This is a genomic window from Amycolatopsis sp. NPDC059235 (assembly GCF_042754125.1).
GTDB lineage: Bacteria > Actinomycetota > Actinomycetes > Mycobacteriales > Pseudonocardiaceae > Amycolatopsis > Amycolatopsis albidoflava.
This window is the reverse complement of record NZ_JBHZAG010000014.1, coordinates 30,930-49,514: the sequence shown is the minus strand read 5'-3', so window position 1 is coordinate 49,514 and position 18,585 is coordinate 30,930. Positions and strand designations below refer to the sequence as shown.

At 70.5% G+C, this 18,585-nt stretch carries 21 protein-coding genes; 8 read left to right on the top strand and 13 right to left on the bottom strand.

Annotation, left to right across the window (positions count from 1 at the left end; genetic code table 11):
- Positions 1 to 5 precede the first annotated feature (5 nt).
- Together ACFXI3_RS12670 and ACFXI3_RS12665 are read left to right on the top strand one after the other, a co-directional pair.
- Entirely contained in the window at positions 6 to 548 is a 543-nt protein-coding gene (locus tag ACFXI3_RS12670) for an RNA 2'-phosphotransferase (RefSeq protein WP_378399608.1), read from the top strand.
- A 35-nt stretch (positions 549 to 583) separates the two neighbouring features.
- Entirely contained in the window at positions 584 to 802 is a 219-nt protein-coding gene (locus ACFXI3_RS12665; protein ID WP_378399607.1) for a hypothetical protein, read from the top strand.
- Positions 803 to 813: 11 nt separating this feature from the next.
- Here ACFXI3_RS12665 and ACFXI3_RS12660 read toward each other — a convergent pair whose 3' ends face one another.
- Positions 814 to 1,629: a class I SAM-dependent methyltransferase gene (locus ACFXI3_RS12660; RefSeq protein WP_378399606.1), complete on the bottom strand. Its 816-nt coding sequence runs from the start codon at positions 1,627 to 1,629 to the stop codon at positions 814 to 816.
- A gap of 70 nt (positions 1,630 to 1,699) precedes the next feature.
- Positions 1,700 to 2,278: a TetR/AcrR family transcriptional regulator gene (locus tag ACFXI3_RS12655; protein ID WP_344268153.1), complete on the bottom strand. Its 579-nt coding sequence runs from the start codon at positions 2,276 to 2,278 to the stop codon at positions 1,700 to 1,702.
- A 193-nt stretch (positions 2,279 to 2,471) separates the two neighbouring features.
- On the opposite strand from ACFXI3_RS12655, the gene ACFXI3_RS12650 reads away from it, so the two are divergent.
- Positions 2,472 to 4,655 carry an MMPL family transporter gene (locus tag ACFXI3_RS12650; RefSeq protein ID WP_378399605.1) on the top strand — a complete coding sequence of 728 codons (2,184 nt, stop codon included), beginning with the start codon at positions 2,472 to 2,474 and terminating at the stop codon, positions 4,653 to 4,655.
- A gap of 44 nt (positions 4,656 to 4,699) precedes the next feature.
- Positions 4,700 to 5,344 (top strand): GNAT family N-acetyltransferase, encoded by a 645-nt coding sequence (locus ACFXI3_RS12645; RefSeq protein ID WP_378399604.1) that lies wholly within the window; start codon positions 4,700 to 4,702, stop codon positions 5,342 to 5,344.
- 576 nt (positions 5,345 to 5,920) lie between these two features.
- Here the strand turns inward: ACFXI3_RS12645 and ACFXI3_RS12640 are convergent.
- The gene (locus ACFXI3_RS12640) at positions 5,921 to 6,079 is read right to left on the bottom strand and encodes a hypothetical protein (RefSeq protein ID WP_162836028.1); all 159 of its coding nucleotides are present in this window, start codon (positions 6,077 to 6,079) and stop codon (positions 5,921 to 5,923) included.
- A 17-nt stretch (positions 6,080 to 6,096) separates the two neighbouring features.
- Between ACFXI3_RS12640 and ACFXI3_RS12635 the strand changes: the two genes are divergently transcribed.
- Complete coding sequence (locus ACFXI3_RS12635) at positions 6,097 to 6,834, top strand: MBL fold metallo-hydrolase (protein ID WP_344268162.1); 738 nt, start codon at positions 6,097 to 6,099, stop codon at positions 6,832 to 6,834.
- 218 nt (positions 6,835 to 7,052) lie between these two features.
- Here the strand turns inward: ACFXI3_RS12635 and hisB are convergent, their stop codons facing one another.
- Genes hisB through hisD form a run of 3 tightly spaced genes read right to left on the bottom strand, consistent with a single transcriptional unit; the run spans position 7,053 to position 10,080 of the window.
- Positions 7,053 to 7,652 (bottom strand): imidazoleglycerol-phosphate dehydratase HisB, encoded by a 600-nt coding sequence (gene hisB, locus ACFXI3_RS12630; RefSeq protein ID WP_378399603.1) that lies wholly within the window; start codon positions 7,650 to 7,652, stop codon positions 7,053 to 7,055.
- A complete protein-coding gene (locus tag ACFXI3_RS12625) occupies positions 7,649 to 8,758 on the bottom strand; it encodes a histidinol-phosphate transaminase (protein ID WP_378399602.1) in 1,110 nt (369 codons plus the stop codon). The genes hisB and ACFXI3_RS12625 overlap by 4 nt, the downstream gene beginning before the upstream one ends.
- Positions 8,755 to 10,080, bottom strand: a complete 1,326-nt coding sequence (hisD, locus tag ACFXI3_RS12620; protein WP_344268171.1) for a histidinol dehydrogenase — start codon at positions 10,078 to 10,080, stop codon at positions 8,755 to 8,757. The genes ACFXI3_RS12625 and hisD overlap by 4 nt, the downstream gene beginning before the upstream one ends.
- Before the next feature lie 84 nt (positions 10,081 to 10,164).
- Between hisD and ACFXI3_RS12615 the strand changes: the two genes are divergently transcribed.
- Positions 10,165 to 10,959, top strand: a complete 795-nt coding sequence (locus ACFXI3_RS12615) for a carbon-nitrogen hydrolase family protein (RefSeq protein ID WP_378399601.1) — start codon at positions 10,165 to 10,167, stop codon at positions 10,957 to 10,959.
- Positions 10,960 to 11,209: 250 nt separating this feature from the next.
- Here ACFXI3_RS12615 and ACFXI3_RS12610 read toward each other — a convergent pair whose 3' ends face one another.
- The 3 genes from ACFXI3_RS12610 to eccB all read right to left on the bottom strand — a co-directional run bounded on the left by ACFXI3_RS12610 (position 11,210) and on the right by eccB (position 13,979).
- Positions 11,210 to 11,863: a response regulator transcription factor gene (locus tag ACFXI3_RS12610; protein WP_116202251.1), complete on the bottom strand. Its 654-nt coding sequence runs from the start codon at positions 11,861 to 11,863 to the stop codon at positions 11,210 to 11,212.
- Positions 11,860 to 12,510, bottom strand: coding sequence for a response regulator (locus tag ACFXI3_RS12605; protein WP_378399659.1), 651 nt, complete (start codon positions 12,508 to 12,510; stop codon positions 11,860 to 11,862). Before ACFXI3_RS12605 ends, ACFXI3_RS12610 begins: the two co-directional genes overlap by 4 nt.
- A gap of 62 nt (positions 12,511 to 12,572) precedes the next feature.
- Positions 12,573 to 13,979, bottom strand: a complete 1,407-nt coding sequence (eccB, locus tag ACFXI3_RS12600) for a type VII secretion protein EccB (RefSeq protein WP_378399600.1) — start codon at positions 13,977 to 13,979, stop codon at positions 12,573 to 12,575.
- A 153-nt stretch (positions 13,980 to 14,132) separates the two neighbouring features.
- On the opposite strand from eccB, the gene ACFXI3_RS12595 reads away from it, so the two are divergent.
- A complete protein-coding gene (locus ACFXI3_RS12595) occupies positions 14,133 to 15,215 on the top strand; it encodes a type VII secretion protein EccE (protein ID WP_378399599.1) in 1,083 nt (360 codons plus the stop codon).
- A gap of 9 nt (positions 15,216 to 15,224) precedes the next feature.
- Here ACFXI3_RS12595 and ACFXI3_RS12590 read toward each other — a convergent pair whose 3' ends face one another.
- Genes ACFXI3_RS12590 through ACFXI3_RS12580 form a run of 3 tightly spaced genes read right to left on the bottom strand, consistent with a single transcriptional unit; the run spans position 15,225 to position 17,196 of the window.
- Positions 15,225 to 15,998 (bottom strand): ABC transporter permease, encoded by a 774-nt coding sequence (locus tag ACFXI3_RS12590; RefSeq protein ID WP_378399598.1) that lies wholly within the window; start codon positions 15,996 to 15,998, stop codon positions 15,225 to 15,227.
- Positions 15,995 to 16,933 carry an ATP-binding cassette domain-containing protein gene (locus ACFXI3_RS12585; protein WP_378399597.1) on the bottom strand — a complete coding sequence of 313 codons (939 nt, stop codon included), beginning with the start codon at positions 16,931 to 16,933 and terminating at the stop codon, positions 15,995 to 15,997. Before ACFXI3_RS12585 ends, ACFXI3_RS12590 begins: the two co-directional genes overlap by 4 nt.
- The gene (locus tag ACFXI3_RS12580; RefSeq protein ID WP_378399596.1) at positions 16,930 to 17,196 is read right to left on the bottom strand and encodes a hypothetical protein; all 267 of its coding nucleotides are present in this window, start codon (positions 17,194 to 17,196) and stop codon (positions 16,930 to 16,932) included. The genes ACFXI3_RS12585 and ACFXI3_RS12580 overlap by 4 nt, the downstream gene beginning before the upstream one ends.
- A gap of 53 nt (positions 17,197 to 17,249) precedes the next feature.
- On the opposite strand from ACFXI3_RS12580, the gene ACFXI3_RS12575 reads away from it, so the two are divergent.
- Entirely contained in the window at positions 17,250 to 18,017 is a 768-nt protein-coding gene (locus ACFXI3_RS12575) for a MerR family transcriptional regulator (protein ID WP_378399595.1), read from the top strand.
- On the opposite strand, the gene ACFXI3_RS12570 is transcribed toward ACFXI3_RS12575, so the two are convergent.
- Positions 17,956 to 18,543, bottom strand: a complete 588-nt coding sequence (locus ACFXI3_RS12570; protein ID WP_378399594.1) for a putative quinol monooxygenase — start codon at positions 18,541 to 18,543, stop codon at positions 17,956 to 17,958. The two genes, ACFXI3_RS12575 and ACFXI3_RS12570, sit on opposite strands and share 62 nt — an antisense overlap.
- Positions 18,544 to 18,585 lie beyond the last annotated feature (42 nt).

Genomic DNA, 18,585 nt, shown 5'->3' with positions numbered 1-18,585 from the left:
TCGAAATGAACGAGAAACATCGAACCCGGGTATCGAAACGGCTTTCCCGGCATTTGCGCCACGATCCCGCGGGCCTCGGCCTGACTCTCGCCCCCGGCGGCTGGGTCCCGGTCGCCGAACTGCTCGCGGCGCTGGCCCGGCACCGCTTCCCGGTGAGCCGCGCGGAGCTGGACGAGGTCGTCGCGAACTGCGCGAAACAGCGGTTCGCCTTTGATGAGACAGGGACGCTGATCCGCGCCAGTCAAGGGCACAGCGTCAGCGTCGACCTGGAACTGTCCGACGCTGTGCCGCCCGAAATCCTCTTTCACGGCACGGCGACGCGGTTCCTGCCCTCGATCTGGGCGGAGGGGCTGCGGCCGATGAAACGGCACGCGGTGCATTTGTCGGCGACCCGCGAAACGGCGTGGAAAGTCGGTTCGCGGCACGGGAAACCTGTGGTGTTGACGGTCGCGGCCGGAGAGATGGCCGCGCGCGGGCACGCGTTTCAGGTGAGCGACAACGGGGTGTGGCTTACTTCGGCGGTTCCGGCGGAGTTTCTGGCTGAGTAGCGCATACTGAGTCCGTCGAGACGGAGGAGGTGGCTATGGCTGATTACACGATCGTCCAGTGCAGCGAAGGCCACTATTTCTCCACGATCTGGCTCCCGCTCGTGTCGTTCAAGGCAATCCGGCTCGGCGACCGGCGGCTGCAGCGCTGCCCGGTGTGCCGCCGTTTCCGCTCCGTCGTCCGGGTTTCTACGGATCAGTTGAGCGCCGAGGAACTGCGTGCGGCCGAAGCGCTGAAGGACTCCCGGCTGCCGTAATCCGCCGCGTTTCAGCCGGTTTCGGCCACGCGGCACAGGATTTCCCCGTGCGGGATCGAGAACCAGCCGTCCGGATCCGCCGCCCACGCGCGCCACGCGTCGGAGATCTCGAGGAGGTCTTCGGCGGACGCGTACCCGCCTGCCACGGCCTGCTCGGCGATCTTGGAATCCAGGATCCGGTCCGCCCACATGCCGCCCCACCACGCCCGTTCCTCCGGCGTGGAATGACACCAGATGGAGGCGCTCGGCCGGACGTCGTGAGCGCCCGCGGAGTGCGCCCAGGCCAGCAACCGCCGTCCGGCGTCCGGCTCGGAACCGTTGCCGTGCGCAACCGCGCGATAGACCTCCAGCCAGCGGTCCAGCCGCGAGTCCGCGGGCCACCAGAACGCGGCGGCGTAGTCGGTGTCGCGGGCGGCGACGACACCGCCGGGCTTGGCCAGCGCCAGCATGTGCCGCAACGCTGCCACCGGTTCGGTCAGATGCAGCAGCACCTGGTGGGCGTGCACGATGTCGAACCGGCCGACCGCCGGCGCCGCCGTGATGTCGGCGCGCTCGAACCGGACGTTGGAGACGCCTTCGCGCTGCGCGTGCGCCCGCGCTTGCTCAAGAACGGCTTCCGACAAATCGATGCCGAGCACCTCGCCAGGGGCCACTCGGCGGGCGATGTCCACCGTGATCGTCCCGGGGCCGCAGCCGACGTCCAGCACGCTCCGCCCGGGAAGCAGTTCTGGTGCGAGGTAGGCCGCCGAATTGTCGACGGTGCGCCAATGCTGGGAACGTACAACGCTTTCCGCGTGCCCCTGCCCGTAGCTGCTTTCCGAAGGCATGCTTCGAGATTAGGAGCGTGTTCCCAAATACTGCAACATCGTTCTCAGCATTCGAGAACTCCGGAGGCGTTCAGCAGACCCGGCGGCGCGGCCTGCCGAGCAGCCGCCTGCCCACCCGGACCAATTCCCGGCGCAGGGTTTCGTCGTCCACCTCGGCCAGGTCCGGCGCCCCGCCCGCCATCGCGATGCCGGTGAACGCCACGATCGCCGTCACGCGGGCGGTCACGTCCAGCTCCGGCCCGCCGGCCACGATCGAGATCAGCGCCTGCTTGAACCCTTCGACGCCGTGCACCGATTTCGCCAGCGCCGCGTCGATGCCGGGGTCGCTGGAGAACAGCGCGACCAGCACCCGGTGCCGCACCACGAGATCGACGAAACCGTCCACCAGATGGTCCACCCGCGCGCCGTGCCGCGGATGCTTCGCGGCCTCGACGACGAGGTGGTCCAGCTCCCGGATGCCCGGCTCCGCGACCGCCTCGGTGATCTCCGACTTCGTCTTGAAGTGGTAGTACACCGCGGCCTTGGTGACACCCAGCTCGTCGGCGATCATCTGCAGCGACGTGCCCTCCACGCCGTGCTCGGAGAACAGCCGCAGTGCGGTGGCGAGCAGCCTGGTGCGGGTGTCCGCGACCGGTTCGACGGTCGTCATCGCGCCCTCCTCCTCAAGCGGAGTGCGCGGCTCCGCAGCACATCATGATACTTGCCGAGCGACTAGTCCGAAACTTGCCGTGCGGCTAGTCACATCCTAGCCGATCGGCTTGGCAGCTCCTTGCCGAACGGCTAGCTTCGAAAGGGCGATTCCAGTGCGGAGAGCCCGCTTCGGGCGCGAACGGAGACGACTCGTGGCACCCTTCCTGTACCGGCTCGGCAGGCTGTCGTTCCGCCGCCGGGCCCTCGTGACGGCGGTCTGGGCGCTTGTCCTCGCGGCGTTGGGCGCGGGCGCGCTCACGCTGTCGGGCAAGCTGTCGGATTCGGTGACCATTCCCGGCACCGAATCGCAGCAGGCGATCGACCGGCTCGCCGAGAACTTCCCGCAGGCCGCGGCCGGCGACGGCACCGCGCGCGTCGCGATCGCCGCGCCGGACGGGCAGAAGATCACCGACCCGGCGGGCCAGGCGGCCGTCGAGGGCGTGGTGGGCAAGCTGAAGTCCGCGCCGAAGGTGGCCGGGGTCGTCGACCCGTTCCAGGCGAAGTCGGTCTCCCCTGACGGCCGGGTCGCGCTCGCGCAGGTGAGCTACCACGCCAAGGGCTTCGAGCTCAGCGACGCCGACCGCCAGGCACTGCTCGCCACCGGCGATCACGCGAAGCAGCTGGGATATCAGGTCGAATACGGCGGCGACGCGGTGCAGGGCATTCCGGCGACCGGGGCGACCGAGGGGCTCGGTGTCGCGGTCGCGGCGGTCGTCCTGATCATTACTTTCGGCTCGCTGCTCGCCGCCGGGATTCCGTTGCTCACCGCGTTGATCGGGGTCGGCGTCGGGATGGCGGGCATCATGCTGGCCTCCGGTTCGATGGAGCTGAACTCCAACACCCCGGTGCTGGCGTTGATGATCGGGCTCGCGGTCGGCATCGACTACGCGCTCTTCATCGTCTCCCGGTATCGACATGAACTGGCCGAGGGCCGCGAACCCGAGGAAGCCGCCGGGCGAGCTGTCGGCACCGCCGGTTCCGCTGTGGTGTTCGCCGGGCTCACCGTGATCATCGCGCTGGCCGGGCTGACTGTGGTCGGCATTCCGTTCCTTGGCCAGATGGGCGTGGCCGCCGCGGCGACCGTCGTGGTCGCCGTGCTCATCGCGTTGACGCTGCTGCCCGCTGTGCTCGGCTTCGCCGGCGCTCGCGTCGGCAGCAACAAGATCCGCGTGCGCCGCCGCACCGAAGGCCCGACGCACGGCGAACGCTGGGCGCGTTTCGTTGCGCGGCACCGGGTTCCGGTCCTGCTGGCCGCGCTCGTCGGGCTGGCCGTGGTCGCGATTCCCGCGCTGAGCATGCAGCTCGGCCTGCCCAACGACTCGACTGCTGCGCCGGACACCACCCAGCGCAAGGCGTACGACTTGGTCAGCAAGGGCTTCGGCGAGGGCGCGAACGGACCGCTGCTGGTCGTCGTCGACACCGGCCCGAACCACAATCCCGAGTCGCTGAAGCAGGCCACCGCGGACATCGGCAAGCTGCCGGACGTCGCCGCGGTGACGCCGCCGAAGGTCAATCCCGCTGGGGACACCGCGGTGCTCACGGTGATCCCGAAGAGCGGCCCGAGCAGCACCCAGACCGAGGACCTCGTGTCGGCGATCCGCGCGCAATCCGGTCCACTGCAGGAAAACACCGGCGGCAGCCTCGCGGTGACCGGCCAGACCGCGGCCAACATCGACGTCTCGCAGAAACTGTCCGACGCGATGCTGCCCTACCTCGCGCTGATCGTCGGGCTGGCGTTCCTGTTGCTGATGCTGGTGTTCCGGTCCGTCGTGGTGCCGCTGAAGGCGACGCTCGGGTTCCTGGGCTCGGTGGTCGCGACGTTCGGCGCGGTCGTCGCGGTGTTCCAGTGGGGCTGGCTCACCGACCTGCTCGGCGTCGCCTCGACCGGGCCGATCATGAGCATGCTGCCGATCCTGCTGATCGGCGTCCTGTTCGGGCTCGCGATGGACTACCAGGTGTTCCTGGTGACCCGGATGCGCGAGGAGCACGTGCACGGAGCCGAGCCGCAGGAAGCGATGGTGACCGGATTCCGGCACGGAGCGCGGGTCGTCGTGGCGGCGGCGCTGATCATGATCTCGGTGTTCGCCGGGTTCGTGCTGGCCGAGTCGACGCTGATCCAGTCGATCGGGTTCGCGCTGGCCTTCGGCGTGCTGGTGGACGCGTTCGTGATCCGGATGACCATCGTGCCCGCGGTGATGTCCCTGCTCGGGCGCGGTGCGTGGTGGCTGCCGAAGTGGCTGGACCGGATCCTGCCGAACGTCGACGTCGAAGGCGAAGGCCTGGTCCGCGAACTCGGCGCGCCCGGCGACGACGAACGCGAGCTGACGCGGGTCTGACCTTTTGCCGGATTTTTGTCGGTGGTGGTTCGTACCCTGGTTTCATGATCGAAGACACGGTGCGGACTTGGGTAGCGGGATGGGCGTTGTCGCGGCAGACACCACCGCCCGTCGAGAAGCCATGGGGGCTTTTCGTCGAGGTCCCGGACAATCCCGCGGAGGTCGGCAGGCACGTCCTGCCGGAAGCTGAGGAATCGCTGGTCCGTGCCGCCGCGGGCGCGGTCAGCGCACCTCGGACGTGGCTGAAAACGCCCGCCGAACCCGAGACGCTCGAGCCGTGGATGCCGGAGGGCTGGATCGTCGCCTGGCAGGACACCGGCCATCTGATGGCGACGGATCTGCTGGCGACGAACCCGGTCGCGCCGGAGGGCTACACCGTGACGGCGGAGACCAGCGGAGCCGTCACGTTCCTCCGGGTGCTGGACGCGTCGGGCGAGCAGGCGGCGAAGGGCCAGATGGCGAAGGTCGGCGACGCGGTGATCGTGGACCGGGTGGCGACCGAGGAGGCCCACCAGCGACGCGGACTGGGCGGTTTCGTGATGCGCACACTGGCCGATCGCGCGGTGGCGGACGGAGCGGTGCTTGGCGTTCTCGGGGCCACCGATGCCGGGCGGGCGTTGTACGAGACGTTGGGGTGGAAGAAGCACGCGACGTTGGCGGAGTGCATTTATCAGCCGTTGGAATCGTAGGTCGGTGGAGGGTTCGCGGTCGTTAGGGGGAAGCTGGGGTTGGTTCGCAGGGAGGGTGCGTTAGCGGCGGCGAAGGCCCGAGTCACGTGCGGAGAGGCACGGGTTCATCGCAAGGCAAGCGCCGTGTCACGTGCGGAGAGGCACGCGTTCATCGCAAGGCAGGCGCCGTGTCACATGCGGAGAGGCACGCGTTCATCGCAAGGTGGGCCTCGCGTTAGACGCGGAGAGACACGCGTTCATCGCAAGACAGGCCCCGCGTTAGACGCGGAAAGGCACGCGTTTGTTGCGTGCGGGGCCTGTGTCACGTGCGCACAGCCGCACGTCGTCGCGGGGTCCGCGTCAGGAGAGGAGAGCCGCACGTTCGCGGCGTGTGCGGGGCCTGCGTCAGAGGCGGAGAGTCGCACGTTCGCGGCGGGAAGAACCCACAGCAGGTGCGAAGACGCGCATTAGTCGCGGGAAGGCCCGCATGAGGTGCAGGGGGTGTGCGTTAGTCGCGGGGAGGCGAGCGTCAGATGCGGAGCCGTCCGCGTCAGTCGCCGGAGAAGCGCGGGGCAGCTGCGAGAAGGTCCGGGCCAGTCAGCTGACGAGCCAGGCGATGGCCCCGCCGATCGCCAGCACCGCCGCGATGCCCAGCACCACGGCGAAGAACTTCGCGGTCTTCCACAGCGAGTAGACCCCGCCGGCCAGGAAGCCGCCGAGGGCCAGCAGCAGGACCGCGATCAGCTCTTTGCTCACAGGGGTTAGCGTGCCACATGGCCTTCACCGTGACGGTACTGGGCAGTGCGACACCGTACCCCCGCCCGGACGCTCCGTGTTCCGGGTACCTGGTGCGCCACGAGGACACCGCGATCTGGCTCGACGCCGGCCCCGGCACCCTCGCTGCCCTGCAGGAACACGTCTCGCCGGCGGAGCTGGACGCGATCTGGATCTCGCATCTGCACGCGGACCACGTCGCGGATCTGTTACCGGCGGTGTACGCGCTGTTGTTCGCCGATCTGCGGCTGCGACGCCCGATCCCGCTGTACGGCCCGCCGGGGACCGCGGCGCGGATCTCCGCGTTTCTCAGCAACACCGGCCGCGCGCCGATCGAGGAGGCGTTCGCTGTGCGGGAGCTGCACGACGGGCGCCGGACCCGGGTCGGCGGCCTGCAGTTGGAGACGGTGGCCGTATCGCACGGGTTCCCGGCGTTCGGGGTGCGGATCACTGACGGGGAGCGGACTTTCGCGTACTCCGGGGATACCGGACCGTGCGAGGCGCTTTCGACGTTAGCCGAGGGGACGGATCTGTTCCTGTGCGAAGCGGACAGCATCGAGCCGTCCGCGGAACACCTGACTCCGGCGGAAGCAGGCCGCGCGGCTGCCGGAGCCGCACGACTGGTGCTCACGCATCTCGGCCACACGATCACCCCACGCGACGCGGTTCGTCTTGCCGCCGAACACTTTCCCGGTCCGGTCGCCTACGCCGCGCCGCGCACGGTGTTCCGCGTGTGAACTGACAGGCACATTGGTGGACCGAGTCCCGCCCGCAGATCGATCCGTCGCTGCCCGCAACGCACTCGCGACAGCTTCGCGCTCGCCAGAAACTCAGGCGCAAGACCCGCACACCTCGATCACGCTCGCCGCGCGCGACACAGGTCGTCCTGCGGCCAAACACTTACCCGGTCCGGTCGCCTACGCCGCACCGCGCACGGTGTTCCGCGTGTGAGCCGTTAAAGCACGCCCTTCGTGGACGGAATCCCGCCCGCCCGCGGGTCCGGCTCCGTAGCCGCCCGCAACGCGCGTGCCACCGCCTTGTACTCCGCTTCCGCGATGTGGTGCGGGTCGCGGCCGTGGATCACCCGCACGTGCAGGGCGATCTGCGCGTGGAACGCCAGCGAGTCGAACACGTGCCGGGTCAGGACGAAGGGGTAGTTGTTGCCGATGGTGAACGTGTTGTACTCCTCCGGCTCCCCCACGTGCACGCAGTACGGGCGGCCGGAGACGTCGATCGCGGCGTGGGCGAGCGTTTCGTCCATCGGGATCCACGCGTCGCCGAAGCGGCGGATTCCGCTTTTGTCGCCCAGGGCCTGGCGCAGTGCCTGGCCGAGCACGATCGCGGTGTCTTCGACGGTGTGGTGGGCGTCGATGTGGACGTCGCCGGTCGCTTCGATCTTCAGGTCCAGCGAGCCGTGCACGCCGAACGCGGTGAGCATGTGGTCGTAGAACGGCACGCCGGTGGCGATGTCCACCTGGCCGGTCCCGTCGAGGTCCAGCTGGACCAGGATGGACGATTCCTTGGTGGTGCGCTCGATCTTTCCGACGCGGCTCATCGCTTGATTTCCTTACTCGCCTCGAGGAAGGCGTCGTTCTCCTCCGGGGTGCCGACGGTCACCCGCAGGTGGCCTTCGATGCCCACGTCCCGGATCAGCACGCCGTGGTCCAAATAGGACTGCCAGCTGGCCGTCGCGTCGCTGAACTGTCCGAAAAGGACGAAGTTGGCGTCGCTCGGCACCGGGGTGAAACCCAAGCCCAGCAAGGCTTCCACGACGCGGTCGCGTTCGGCGGAGAGCCGGTGCACCGACGCGAGGGTGGCGTCGGCGTGCCGGAGGGCGGCTCGGGCGGCCGCCTGGGTGACCTTGGAAAGGTGGTACGGCAGGCGGACCAGCTGCAGGGCGTCCACCATGGCCGGCGCGGCGGCGAGGTAGCCGAGGCGGCCGCCGGCGAAGGCGAACGCCTTGCTCATCGTGCGCGACACGATCAGCTTGGCCGGGTACTCCGAGATCAGCTCGATCGCGCTGGCCTGCGAGGAAAACTCCGCGTACGCCTCGTCCACCACGACGATCCCGGGAGCCGCGTCGAGCACGCCGCGCAGCTGGTCCAGCGGGATCGACCCGCCGGTCGGGTTGTTCGGGCTGGTCACGAAGACGATGTCCGGCTTGCGTTCGGCGACCGCCTTGGCGGCCTGCTCGGTGTCGAGCGAGAAGTCCGCGCGGCGCGGCACCGGCAGCCAGTCCGTGCGCGTGCCGGTCGCGATGATCGGGTGCATCGAGTACGACGGCTCGAAGCCCAGCGCGGTGCGGCCGGGACCGCCGAAGGCCTGCAGGATCTGCTGCAGGATCTCGTTCGACCCGTTCGCCGCCCACACGTTGGATTCGGACAGCACCACTCGCGTGGACACCGTCAGGTAGTCCGCCAGATCAGTGCGCAGCGCCACCGCGTCGCGGTCCGGGTACCGGTGCAGCGAAGCGGCTTCGGCGCGGACGGCCTCGGCGACGTCGTCGACCAGCTCGGGCGGCGGCGGGTACGGGTTTTCGTTGGTGTTGAGCCGGATCGGGACGTCCAGCTGCGGCGCGCCGTACGGGGTGCGGCCCCGCAGGTCGTCGCGCAGCGGGAGTTCGGCGAGGGTGACCTCGCCGCCGGGGATGGCTTCGTTCATCGGCCGTCTCCTTCGAAACGTGCGGTGACGGCTTCGCCGTGGGCGGGCAGGTCTTCGGCGTCGGCGAGGGCGACGACGCGGGGGGCGACCTCGCGCAGGGCGTCCTCGGAGTAGTCCACGACGTGGATTCCCTTCAGGAAGCTCTGCACTGACAGGCCCGAGGAGTGCCGCGCGAACCCGCCGGTGGGCAGCACGTGGTTCGAGCCCGCGCAGTAGTCGCCCAGCGAAACCGGGGCGTACGCGCCGACGAAGATCGCGCCGGCGTTGCGCACCCGGGCGGCGACTTCGCGCGCGTTCGCGGTCTGGATTTCCAGGTGCTCGGCGGCATACGCGTCCACCACGCGCAGGCCATCGTCCACAGTGGACACCAGGATGATGCCGGACTGCTTGCCGCCCAGCGCCTGTCCGACGCGCTCGGAGTGCTTCGTCGCGGCGACGCGGGTGACGAGTTCGCGGTCGACCGCGTCGGCCAGCTCCTCCGAGGTGGTCACCAGGACGCTCGCGGCCAGCGGGTCGTGCTCGGCCTGGCTGATCAGGTCGGCGGCGACGTGCGCCGGGTCGGCCGTCTCGTCGGCGAGGATCGCGATCTCGGTGGGACCGGCCTCGGAGTCGATGCCGATCACGCCGCGGACCAAGCGCTTGGCCGCGGTGAGGTAGATGTTGCCCGGCCCGGTCACGATGTCGACCGGGGCCAGCTCGGCGCCGTCGGTGTCGACGCCGCCGTACGCGACCAGCGCGACCGCCTGCGCGCCGCCGACCGCCCAGACCTCGTCCACGCCGAGCAGCGCGGCCGCGGCCAGGATCGTCGGGTGCGGCCGTCCGCCGAACGCGGCCTGCGGCGGCGAGCACACGACCAGCGAGCGCACGCCGGCCAGCTGCGCCGGGACGACGTTCATCACCACGGTCGACGGGTACACCGCCAGCCCGCCCGGCGCGTACAGGCCGACGCGGTCGACCGGCACCCAGCGCTCGGTGACCGTGCCTCCGGGGACGACCTGCGTCGTGACGTCCTGGCGGCGCTGGTCCGAGTGCACCTTCCGGGCGCGCTTGATGGACTCCTCCAGCGCGGCGCGGACCTGCGGGTCCAGCTCGGACAGTGCCTTGGCCAGCTCCTCGGCGGGCACCCGGACCGTCTCCGGGCGCACCTTGTCGAACCGCTCGGTGAACTCGAGAACCGCCTCGACCCCGCGATCCCGCACGGCCTCGACCACCGGCCGGACATGATGCAGCGCCGCGTCCACGTCGTACTCGGCGCGCGGAAGCGCGGCACGGAGCTCGGCAGCGGAGGGGACCTGCCCGCGCAGGTCGGTGCGGTTCAACATGGACACCAGGGTACGAGGTGGCCCGCGCGCTCCCGGCAGGGATACTCGGTGTCGACCCGCTGTCCCCGGACCAGGGAGGCTCGTGTGCCCCGGATCGCGTTGTGCCAGCTCAACTCGGGCGACGACCCGGAAGAAAACCTGAAAACGGTTCGCTCCGGCGTGGAGGGCGCCGCTGCCGCCGGAGCGCGCGTGGTGGTGTTCCCGGAGGCGACGATGGCCCGCTTCGGCCGCCCGCTGGCTCCGGTGGCGCAGCCGCTGGACGGTCCGTGGGCGTCGGCGGTGGCTTCGATCGCGGCGGAGCACGACGTGCTGGTGATCGCGGGGATGTTCACGCCCGCCGACAACGGCCGGGTGCGGAACACGCTGCTGGTCACCGGGCTGGGGCAGCATCTCGGGTACGACAAGATCCACCTGTACGACGCGTTCGGATTCGCGGAATCGGACACTGTCGCGCCGGGGTCGGAGGTCGTGACGTTCTCCGCGGAGGGGACCGTGTTCGGCGTCGCTACCTGCTATGACCTGCGGTTCCCGGAGCTGTTCCGGCGGCTGGCCGACGACGGGGCGGACGTGGTGGCGGTTCCGGCTTCGTGGGGCGCGGGCGCCGGGAAGCGGGAGCAGTGGGAAGTGCTGGTGCGCGCGCGGGCGCTGGATTCCGGGTGCTGGGTGGCGGCTTGCGGGCAGGCTGATCCTTCGGTGACCGGGGTGGAGGTCAATCCGAAGGCGCCGACCGGGATCGGGTACTCGCTGGTAGCGGACGGTTTCGGCCGGGTGGAGGCGCAGGCTGGGGCCGGGGTGGAGATGCTGGTGGCGGATGTGGAGCCGGAGGTGACGGGGAAGGCCCGGACGGCTACTGGGGCGTTGGCGAACCGGCGGCTGTGACCCGGGTTCCTTTGCGCCCCAATGCGGCGTTCGGTGCACGCGACGCACCCAATGTGGCATTCGGTGCGTCAGACGCACCCAATGTGGCATTGGGGTTTCCTATCAGCGCGGTGTGCGGCGGGTTCGCTGCCGCGATGCCTGCCGGGCCGGCGCGAAGCACCGGCGGGCACGCTCTGCGTGCAAGAAGACGGGCCGCGCGTGGCTCCGCCGAGCGCACCGGTCGAGGAAAAGCCCAGGGGCGAGCGAAACCTCAGCGCAGCAACCCTTCCCGGATCGCCACCCGCACGAACCCCGCCCGGCGCCGCTCCCCCGTCTTGTCCCGGATCCGGTCCAGATAAGACCGGACCGTCCGGACGCTGATGTCCAGGATCTCCGCCACGTCGACGTCCCGCTCCCCCGCCGCCACCAGGCGCAGGACCTGCTTTTCCCGCTCCGACAGCACGATCTTCGGTCCCGCGTGCCGTTCGTCGCTGTCCTGGATGATCATCCCGGCCAGCGTCGGCGAGACGTAGGCGTTGTCCTCCGCGATGGTCCGGATCGCGCGCAGCAGCTCGTCCCCGTCGACGTCCTTCGACAGGAATCCCTTGGCGCCGGCCTGCATCGCGCCGAGGACTTCCGGCTGTTCCGCGTGCGCGGACACCACGAGCACCTTGTGCCCCATCTGCCCCACCTCGAGCACCGCGGCCGCGTCCTGGACGCCGCGCAGTTTCAGGTCGAGCACGACCACGCTGCCCGGCGGCTGGTCCTGTACCGCGAACCGCGCCACGGAGTCGGCTACCGCGACCAGTTCGATGTCCGGGGCCTCGTTCAGCACGCGTGCGACCGCGTCCCGGTACAGCGGGTGGTCTTCGATCACCCCGACCTGGATGGGTCCGCTCCGGCGCCGCCCCTCGTCGGCTTTCACCTCAGTGTTTCCTTCCCCACCAGCCCGCGGCGGATGGCTTCTTTCACGAGGCCGGGGCGCCGCCGTTCGCCGGTCTTGTCGCGGATCCGGTCGAGATAGCCGCGCACGGTGCGGACGCCGATGTCGAGGATCCGCGCGATGTCGACGTCCCGTTCCCCCGCCGCGACGAGCCGCAGCACCTGCACTTCGCGCGGCGACAGCTCCATTTCCGGCCGGGTGACCGGGCGGTCGGTGTTGTCCTTGATGATCATTCCGGCGACGACTGCCGACACGTACGCGCCGCCGCCCGCGACCGCGCGGATGGCGATGAGCAGCTCGTCGACGTCGACGTCCTTCGACAGGAATCCCTTGGCGCCGGCGGCGATCGCGGCCAGCACCGTCTCCGGTTCGGCTTGCGCGGACACCACCAGCACGTGATGGCCCAGCTCCGCCACTTCGAGCACCGCGGCCGCACCGGCGACGCCGGGCAGGCCGAGATCGAGGAGGACGACGCTCCCGGCCGGCTGGCGCGCGACGTGGAAGCGGGCCACCGAGTCGACCACCGCGCCCAGTTCGACGTCCGGCGCTTCGATGAGGACGCGCTCCACCGAACGGCGGTACAGCGGATGGTCTTCGATCACGGCCACCTGGACGGCGCCGGGAGCCAACGGTTCCGGTTCCGGCTCCCCTACGTCACTGGGTCGCTGCGCTGTCGTGGTCACCGGCTCGCTCACCCCGTTCCCGCAGGCTGCCCGGCCGCGGCGGGATCGAGCGCGGGACCGGTCGGCATCAGCGCGAGAAGCCCGCCCGCGACCGGATGCCCGGACCCAGAACCGTAGCCCAGCGACGTGAGCGCCGTCCCGTTCGCCACCGGATATTTTCGTCCTGTGTCCGTGACGAGATAAATCGTGCCGGACCCGGCGTCCGTCGCGACCGCGCCGCGCGAGGGCGGAACGTAGACGACATCCGCGACCCGCGCGTCGGTCCGGCTCTGCACCGGCAGCGCGCGGGCGCCTGCCGGGACCGGCAGATCCGCCGAGACCGTCACGCGGCCGTTCTGCGCGCACAGGGTCACCGCGCTGCCGGTGATCGGCGCCTTGCCGGGGATCCGGTCCGGATAGGCCGCCGGATCCGCGCCGCCGGAACGGGGTTCGCTCACCTTCTTCACCGCCGCGACGTCCGCCGCGCGCACCCGCGCCGGTTCCGGGCGGCCCGAGTACGCCGATTCGTTCGCCGGGGTCGTGACGAGCAGCGCGGCCTGGGTCTGGCCGACGGGTTCGAGACCGTCCGGGCGGACGAGGTAGTAGGTCGAGGCGGTGGCCGCCCCGGCCATCGGGTCGACGACCGACAGCACCTGGCCGACGCGCGTCTCCTGCGTGCCGACGCGCGGGCCGCGGTTTCCGGCGCCGTCGACCGGGATCTCGCCGAGGTCCCGTCCGGCGGGCACGGTGTCGATCCAGCGCGCGGACACGGTGATCGTCGGATAGCTGTCGAATTGCAGCGCCGCCGCGGCTTCGTCGCTCAGCCGGTAGCGGTGGCCGCCCGCGAGGAGGAACCGGCCGCCCTGTGGGACGCGGACGATCACGCCCGAATCGCGCGGCAGTTCGACCCCGGACGCCGCCGCTTCCAGCAGCACGGCGACGAGCGGTTCGGCCGAGGCGGGCGCGTCCTGGGTGGTGCGGCTGCAGCTGGTCCACGGGGTGGTGATCAGCGTGCTGGGCAACGAATCCGGCGCGCCGACGATCCCGATCTGCGTCCCGCGCGGGGCGGTGCCGAGCTTTTCGGCGGGCACCGTGACGGTCTCATGGCCGTTGCCGCCGGCCAGCAGCCGCGCGGACGCGTAGTTGAGCACCGGGTGCACCGCGCCGTCCGCGCCGAGCACGAATCTCGCCCCGCTGTCCGCTTCCACGATCACTTTGCCGCCGGCCAGCCAGTCCTTCCCGCCGGACGGGCTGACCAGGCCGATCACCCCGAACACCGCGGTCACGAGCAGGGCCGCGCCGACGCCGAGCACCGTGCCGAGCACGAGCCGGCGGCTGGGCGACACCGGATGGTTGGCGTCCGCGGCGACGAGCGCGGACACGAGACGGCGGCGCAGGAACTGGTACGCCTGGATCTGGTCCCGCTGCGTCCACACGCTGTCCCGGCCCCCTGGAGATCACATCCGCTTCTCGCGCAGGCTAGACAGCTCCGCCGGGCGCGCACGAGGGTAATTTTTACGCCCACGCGCCCGCGCGGGGACGCTAGCGTTCGCGGGGCCGGGTCGCTGCCCGGGGAAGAGGGGAATGCGTTGTCCGTGTCCGCGCCGCCTGCCCCGGCTCCTGCCCGCGCTCCCGGGACCGCCGGGATTTCGGGCACCGCGCCGTGGCCGTGGCTGCTGCCGATCCGCCCGCTGCAGGCGGCCGGGTGGGAGATCGCCGCGCTGGCGCTGCTGCTCGCGTTCACCGTGCACGGCCTGGCCGAGCCGGTGCGGATCACCGTCGCCGCGCTGGCCGGGCTGCTGGTGGTGACGACGTCGGTGCGGGTCGCCGGACGGCATTTCGCCGGGTGGGCGTGGACGTGGCTCGCGCATCGCCTGCGCCGGCACGACAGCCGCCGCGACAGCCCGGACGCTTTGCTGCGCATCGCCGGTCCGGTGAAGGTCCGCCAGCACGTCGACCGCGCGGGCAACCGCTTCGGCGTCGCCGAGGTCGACGGCGACTGGAGCGCGATCGTCCGGCTCACCCCGGGAGCCGGGGAACCGTCGACGGACGAACTGCTGGCGATCCTCCGCACGACGTTCCAGAACACGGACATCCCGCTGGCCGCCGCGCAGCTGCTGACTTGGGCGGTGCCAAGGGATTCGCGGGTGTACCGGGTGCGCTGGCTCGCGGTGCGCTACCGGCCGGAGGACGCGCCGATCGCCGCCCTCGCGCGCGGCGGCGGCGAGCTGGGGGCGTTGCGGAGTACCGCGAGCGCGGCGTTGAGTTTGATGGTGGCGCTGGCGGAGTCGGGGTATCCGTCGACGGTGCTGGAGGCCGGTGAGCTGACCAACGAGCTTCGGGTGGCGTTGGGGGTTTCGACCGGCGATCCGGAGTCGGACGGGGATTTGTGGCGCGCTTGGAAATGGGGCGGGCTTACGCAGACGTGCTATTCGCCTCGGTCCGCGCGGGGTCTCGCCCGGACGCTCGGGGTGGCGGTGCCGGGAGCGGCGTTCACCGCCACGTCCGCGACGCTGCGGCGGACGCCGGGTGGGCGGGAGAAGCTGGAGCTGACCATCCGAGTCGGGGCTCGGGCGGCGGAAGTACCGGCGCCGCAGGGGGTTTCGGTGGTTCCGCTGCACGGCGGGCACGGGGCCGCGGTGCGGCGGACGTTGCCGCTCGCGCTGACCTGAGCACTGCGGTCACGCGGTCTTCGTACGAAACGACCGCAGCCCCCACGCGTAACCGGCACCGGCGATAACCACGCACCACGCCAGCGCGAACAGCACGTCGCTGCCGGCCGGAACGCCGGTCAGCAACGCCCGGACGCTGTTGACCACCGGAGTGAACGGCTGGAATCCGGCGAACCAGCGAATACCGGCCGCCATCGACTCCGTCGGCACGAACGCGCTGGACAGGAACGGCAGCACCGTCGAGATGATCTGGGTCAGGCTGTTGGCCCCGGTGGGAGTCTTGGCCGCCAAGCCGATCGCGACCGCCAGCCAGGTCAGCGCGAACGCGAAGGCGAGCACGATCCCGGCCGCGGCGAGCCAGCCGAGCGGGCCGCCGCCGGGGCGGAATCCGACGAGCAGCGCGACCAGGGTGAGCAGGACAGCCGCGAGCGCGGTGCGGACGACGCCGCCGACGACGTGTCCGGTGAGGACCGCGCCGCGGGCGATGGGCATGGTGCGGAAGCGGTCGATGATGCCTTCGGACATGTCGGTGGACACGCTGACGGCGGACGGCAGAGCCCCGGCGGCGACGGTCATGACGAGGATGCCGGGCGTGAGGAAGTCGACGTAGCTGAGCGCGCTGCCGGACCCGCGCAGGCCCGCTCCGACGTAGCCGCCGAACACGTAGACGAACAACACGAACATGAGCACCGGCAAGGCGACCGAAGCGGCCACGAACAGCGGGTAGCGGACGAGATGCCGCAGCTCCCGGCCGACCATCGCGGACGAGTCGGCGATCGTCATCGGGTCCTCCCGAGGTCTGCGGCGGTCGTGGTGAAGGCGAAGAACACGTCGTCGAGGTCGGGCGTGTGCACCGTGACGTCCTCGACGTCGACGCGGTCGGGAATCCGGTCGAGGACTCGTTTGATCGCTCCGCCGCCGTCGGTCATCGGCACGCGCAGGGTGAGCGCGTCTTCGTCGGAAGTGCTGCCGGCGAGCGCCAGCGCCGCGGTGCGGAGATCGGCGGACGTCGCGAACCGAAGGGTCAGGTGCGCGCCGGGAACGCGTTGTTTCAGCTCGGCGGGGGTGCCCTCCGCGACGATGCGGCCGTGGTCGAGCACGGCGACGCGCTCGGCGAGTTCGTCGGCCTCTTGGAGGTACTGCGTGGTGAGGAAGACCGTCACGCCCTCGGCGACGAGTTCGCGGACGATCTGCCACATCGTGTGCCTGCTGCGCGGGTCGAGCCCGGTGGTCGGCTCGTCGAGGAAGATCAGGGCCGGGTCGCCCATCAGCGTCATCGCGATGTCGAGCCTGCGGCGCATCCCGCCGGAATACGCCGAAGGAGGGCGGGCGGCCGCGTCGGCGAGGTCGAACCGGTCCAGCAAGCGACGAGCGCGCGCACGTCCCTCGGTGCGGGACAGATGGCCGAGTTTCGCCATCAACAGCAGGTTTTCCTCGCCGGTGAGCATGCTGTCGACGGCCGCGAACTGACCGGTCACGCCGATCCCGGCCCGCACTTCGGCGGGTGCCGTGCGCAGGTCGTGCCCCAGCACCCGCGCGCTCCCGGAATCGGGAAGCCGGAGTGTGGACAGCAGCTGCACCAGCGTTGTCTTGCCGGAACCGTTCGGACCGAGGAGCGCGAACACCGTTCCGCGCGGCGCGGCGAACGAAACCCCGTCCAGCGCGACGGTTTTCCCGAAGGTCTTGCGCAGCCCGGTCGCGACGATCGCGTCGGTCACGACTCGCGTCCCGCGCGAAGGAGCCGTTCCAGCTCGGTCTCGGCGTCGCTGCTTCCCGCGTCGGACAGCCGCTGAAGCTCGAGCAGGTCGCGGTTCGCCACCGCTCGACGGGTCAGCAGGCGTCCGGCGTACTCGCTGCCCTCGTCGAGCAGTTCGGACAGCTGCACCAGGTCGCCGCGGCTGTCGGCGAGGTCGGCGAGGCGGTCCAGTGCGGTCTCGTTGCCCTCGTCGGCGAGCGCGCGCAGGGTGTCGTAATCAGCCATGCCGCCAGCTTCCAACCTTGTCCCAGGGACAAGGTCAAGAGCGATACTGGGGCATGCTCACCATCGGCCAGCTCGCCCGCCAAGCCGGGGTTTCGGCCAAGGCAGTCCGCGTCTATCACGCCAAGGGGCTCCTCCCCGAGCCCGAGCGCGACGCCTCCGGGTATCGCCGTTACGACGCGCAGGCGGTCATCGACCTGGCCCGCATCGTCACGCTCGCCCAGGCCGGCGTCCCGCTGGCGCGCATTCCCCAGGTGCTCAACGCCGACGAGACCGCGATTGAGCAGATCGACGCCGAATTGCGCGACCGGATCCGGCAGCTTCAGCGACGTCGCGTCCGGTTGCGGGATCTCGATCGGCCCGATCGGCTCTGTCTCCCGCCGGAAGCCGTCGCGTTCATGGAGCGGCTGCGGCCGATCGGGCTGTCCGAACGCCACGAGAACGCGATCCGCGACGGCTGGATCCTCGCCTGCGCCCTGGCCCCGGACGTCAGCAGCGCGATCCTCGCCAGCCGGACCGCGTTGCTGGACGATCCGGAATACGTCGCGGTCCTCCGCGATTACGACGAGGCGATCGACTGGAGTCCCGACGATCCCCGGCTCGAAGCGATCGCCGGAACCGCGGCGGCGCTCGCGCGGCGGATGCCGTTGCCGTCTGATCTGCCGGACTTCCGGAAGGTGCCCCGCCAAGTCGTCGAGCTGCTCTCCGGGCACCGCGGCAGCCCCGCGTGGAAACGTCTCGACCAGCTCGTCACGCGACGGCTCAGCGAAGCGAAGAACGCGATGTCGGAGCCAAGCGGAGCCGCTGCACCTGATCGGTCGTAGGCAACCCGCGCTCGAAAGCCCGCAGCGCGGCCAGGTCAGGGAAAACCCAGACTCCCACCCGGACGTTCTCTCCTTCCCGCACCGGCAGGGCGCGGAAGGTGTTCTCCGCTGGTTCGGTGACGAAGGACGCGAACGGCTCGGGGAAGTCGGCAGAAGCCGGGCCGATCAGCACCAGGATTCGTGATGACGCAGCATCAACTGGCCGGGGCAACGGCGGGAAGTCCACTTCGGGGCGGAGCAACAGGACGTCGTCGCTGTCGAGCATGGTGGCGTTGGCGGCGTCGCGGTGTTTCCGCCAGGCCTCGCCTTCGAGGTAGAACGCGGTCAGCGCGGCGTGCCGGGCCGTCATGTCCGCGAAGGAACGGAACCACACGAAGCGGTCCGGATCGTCCTCGTCCCGGAATTGGCCGACGACCGTGCAGCCTGCCGCTTCCTGCGGTTCCAGCAGCTCACGGTCGAAAAGATCGATCAGGACGTCCCGCTGTCCAGGACGGAGGGTGTACTGGCGGAGTTCCACGACGGTCACCGCAGCGAATCTGCCACCGCGCCGACGCCGGCACGAGTGGCA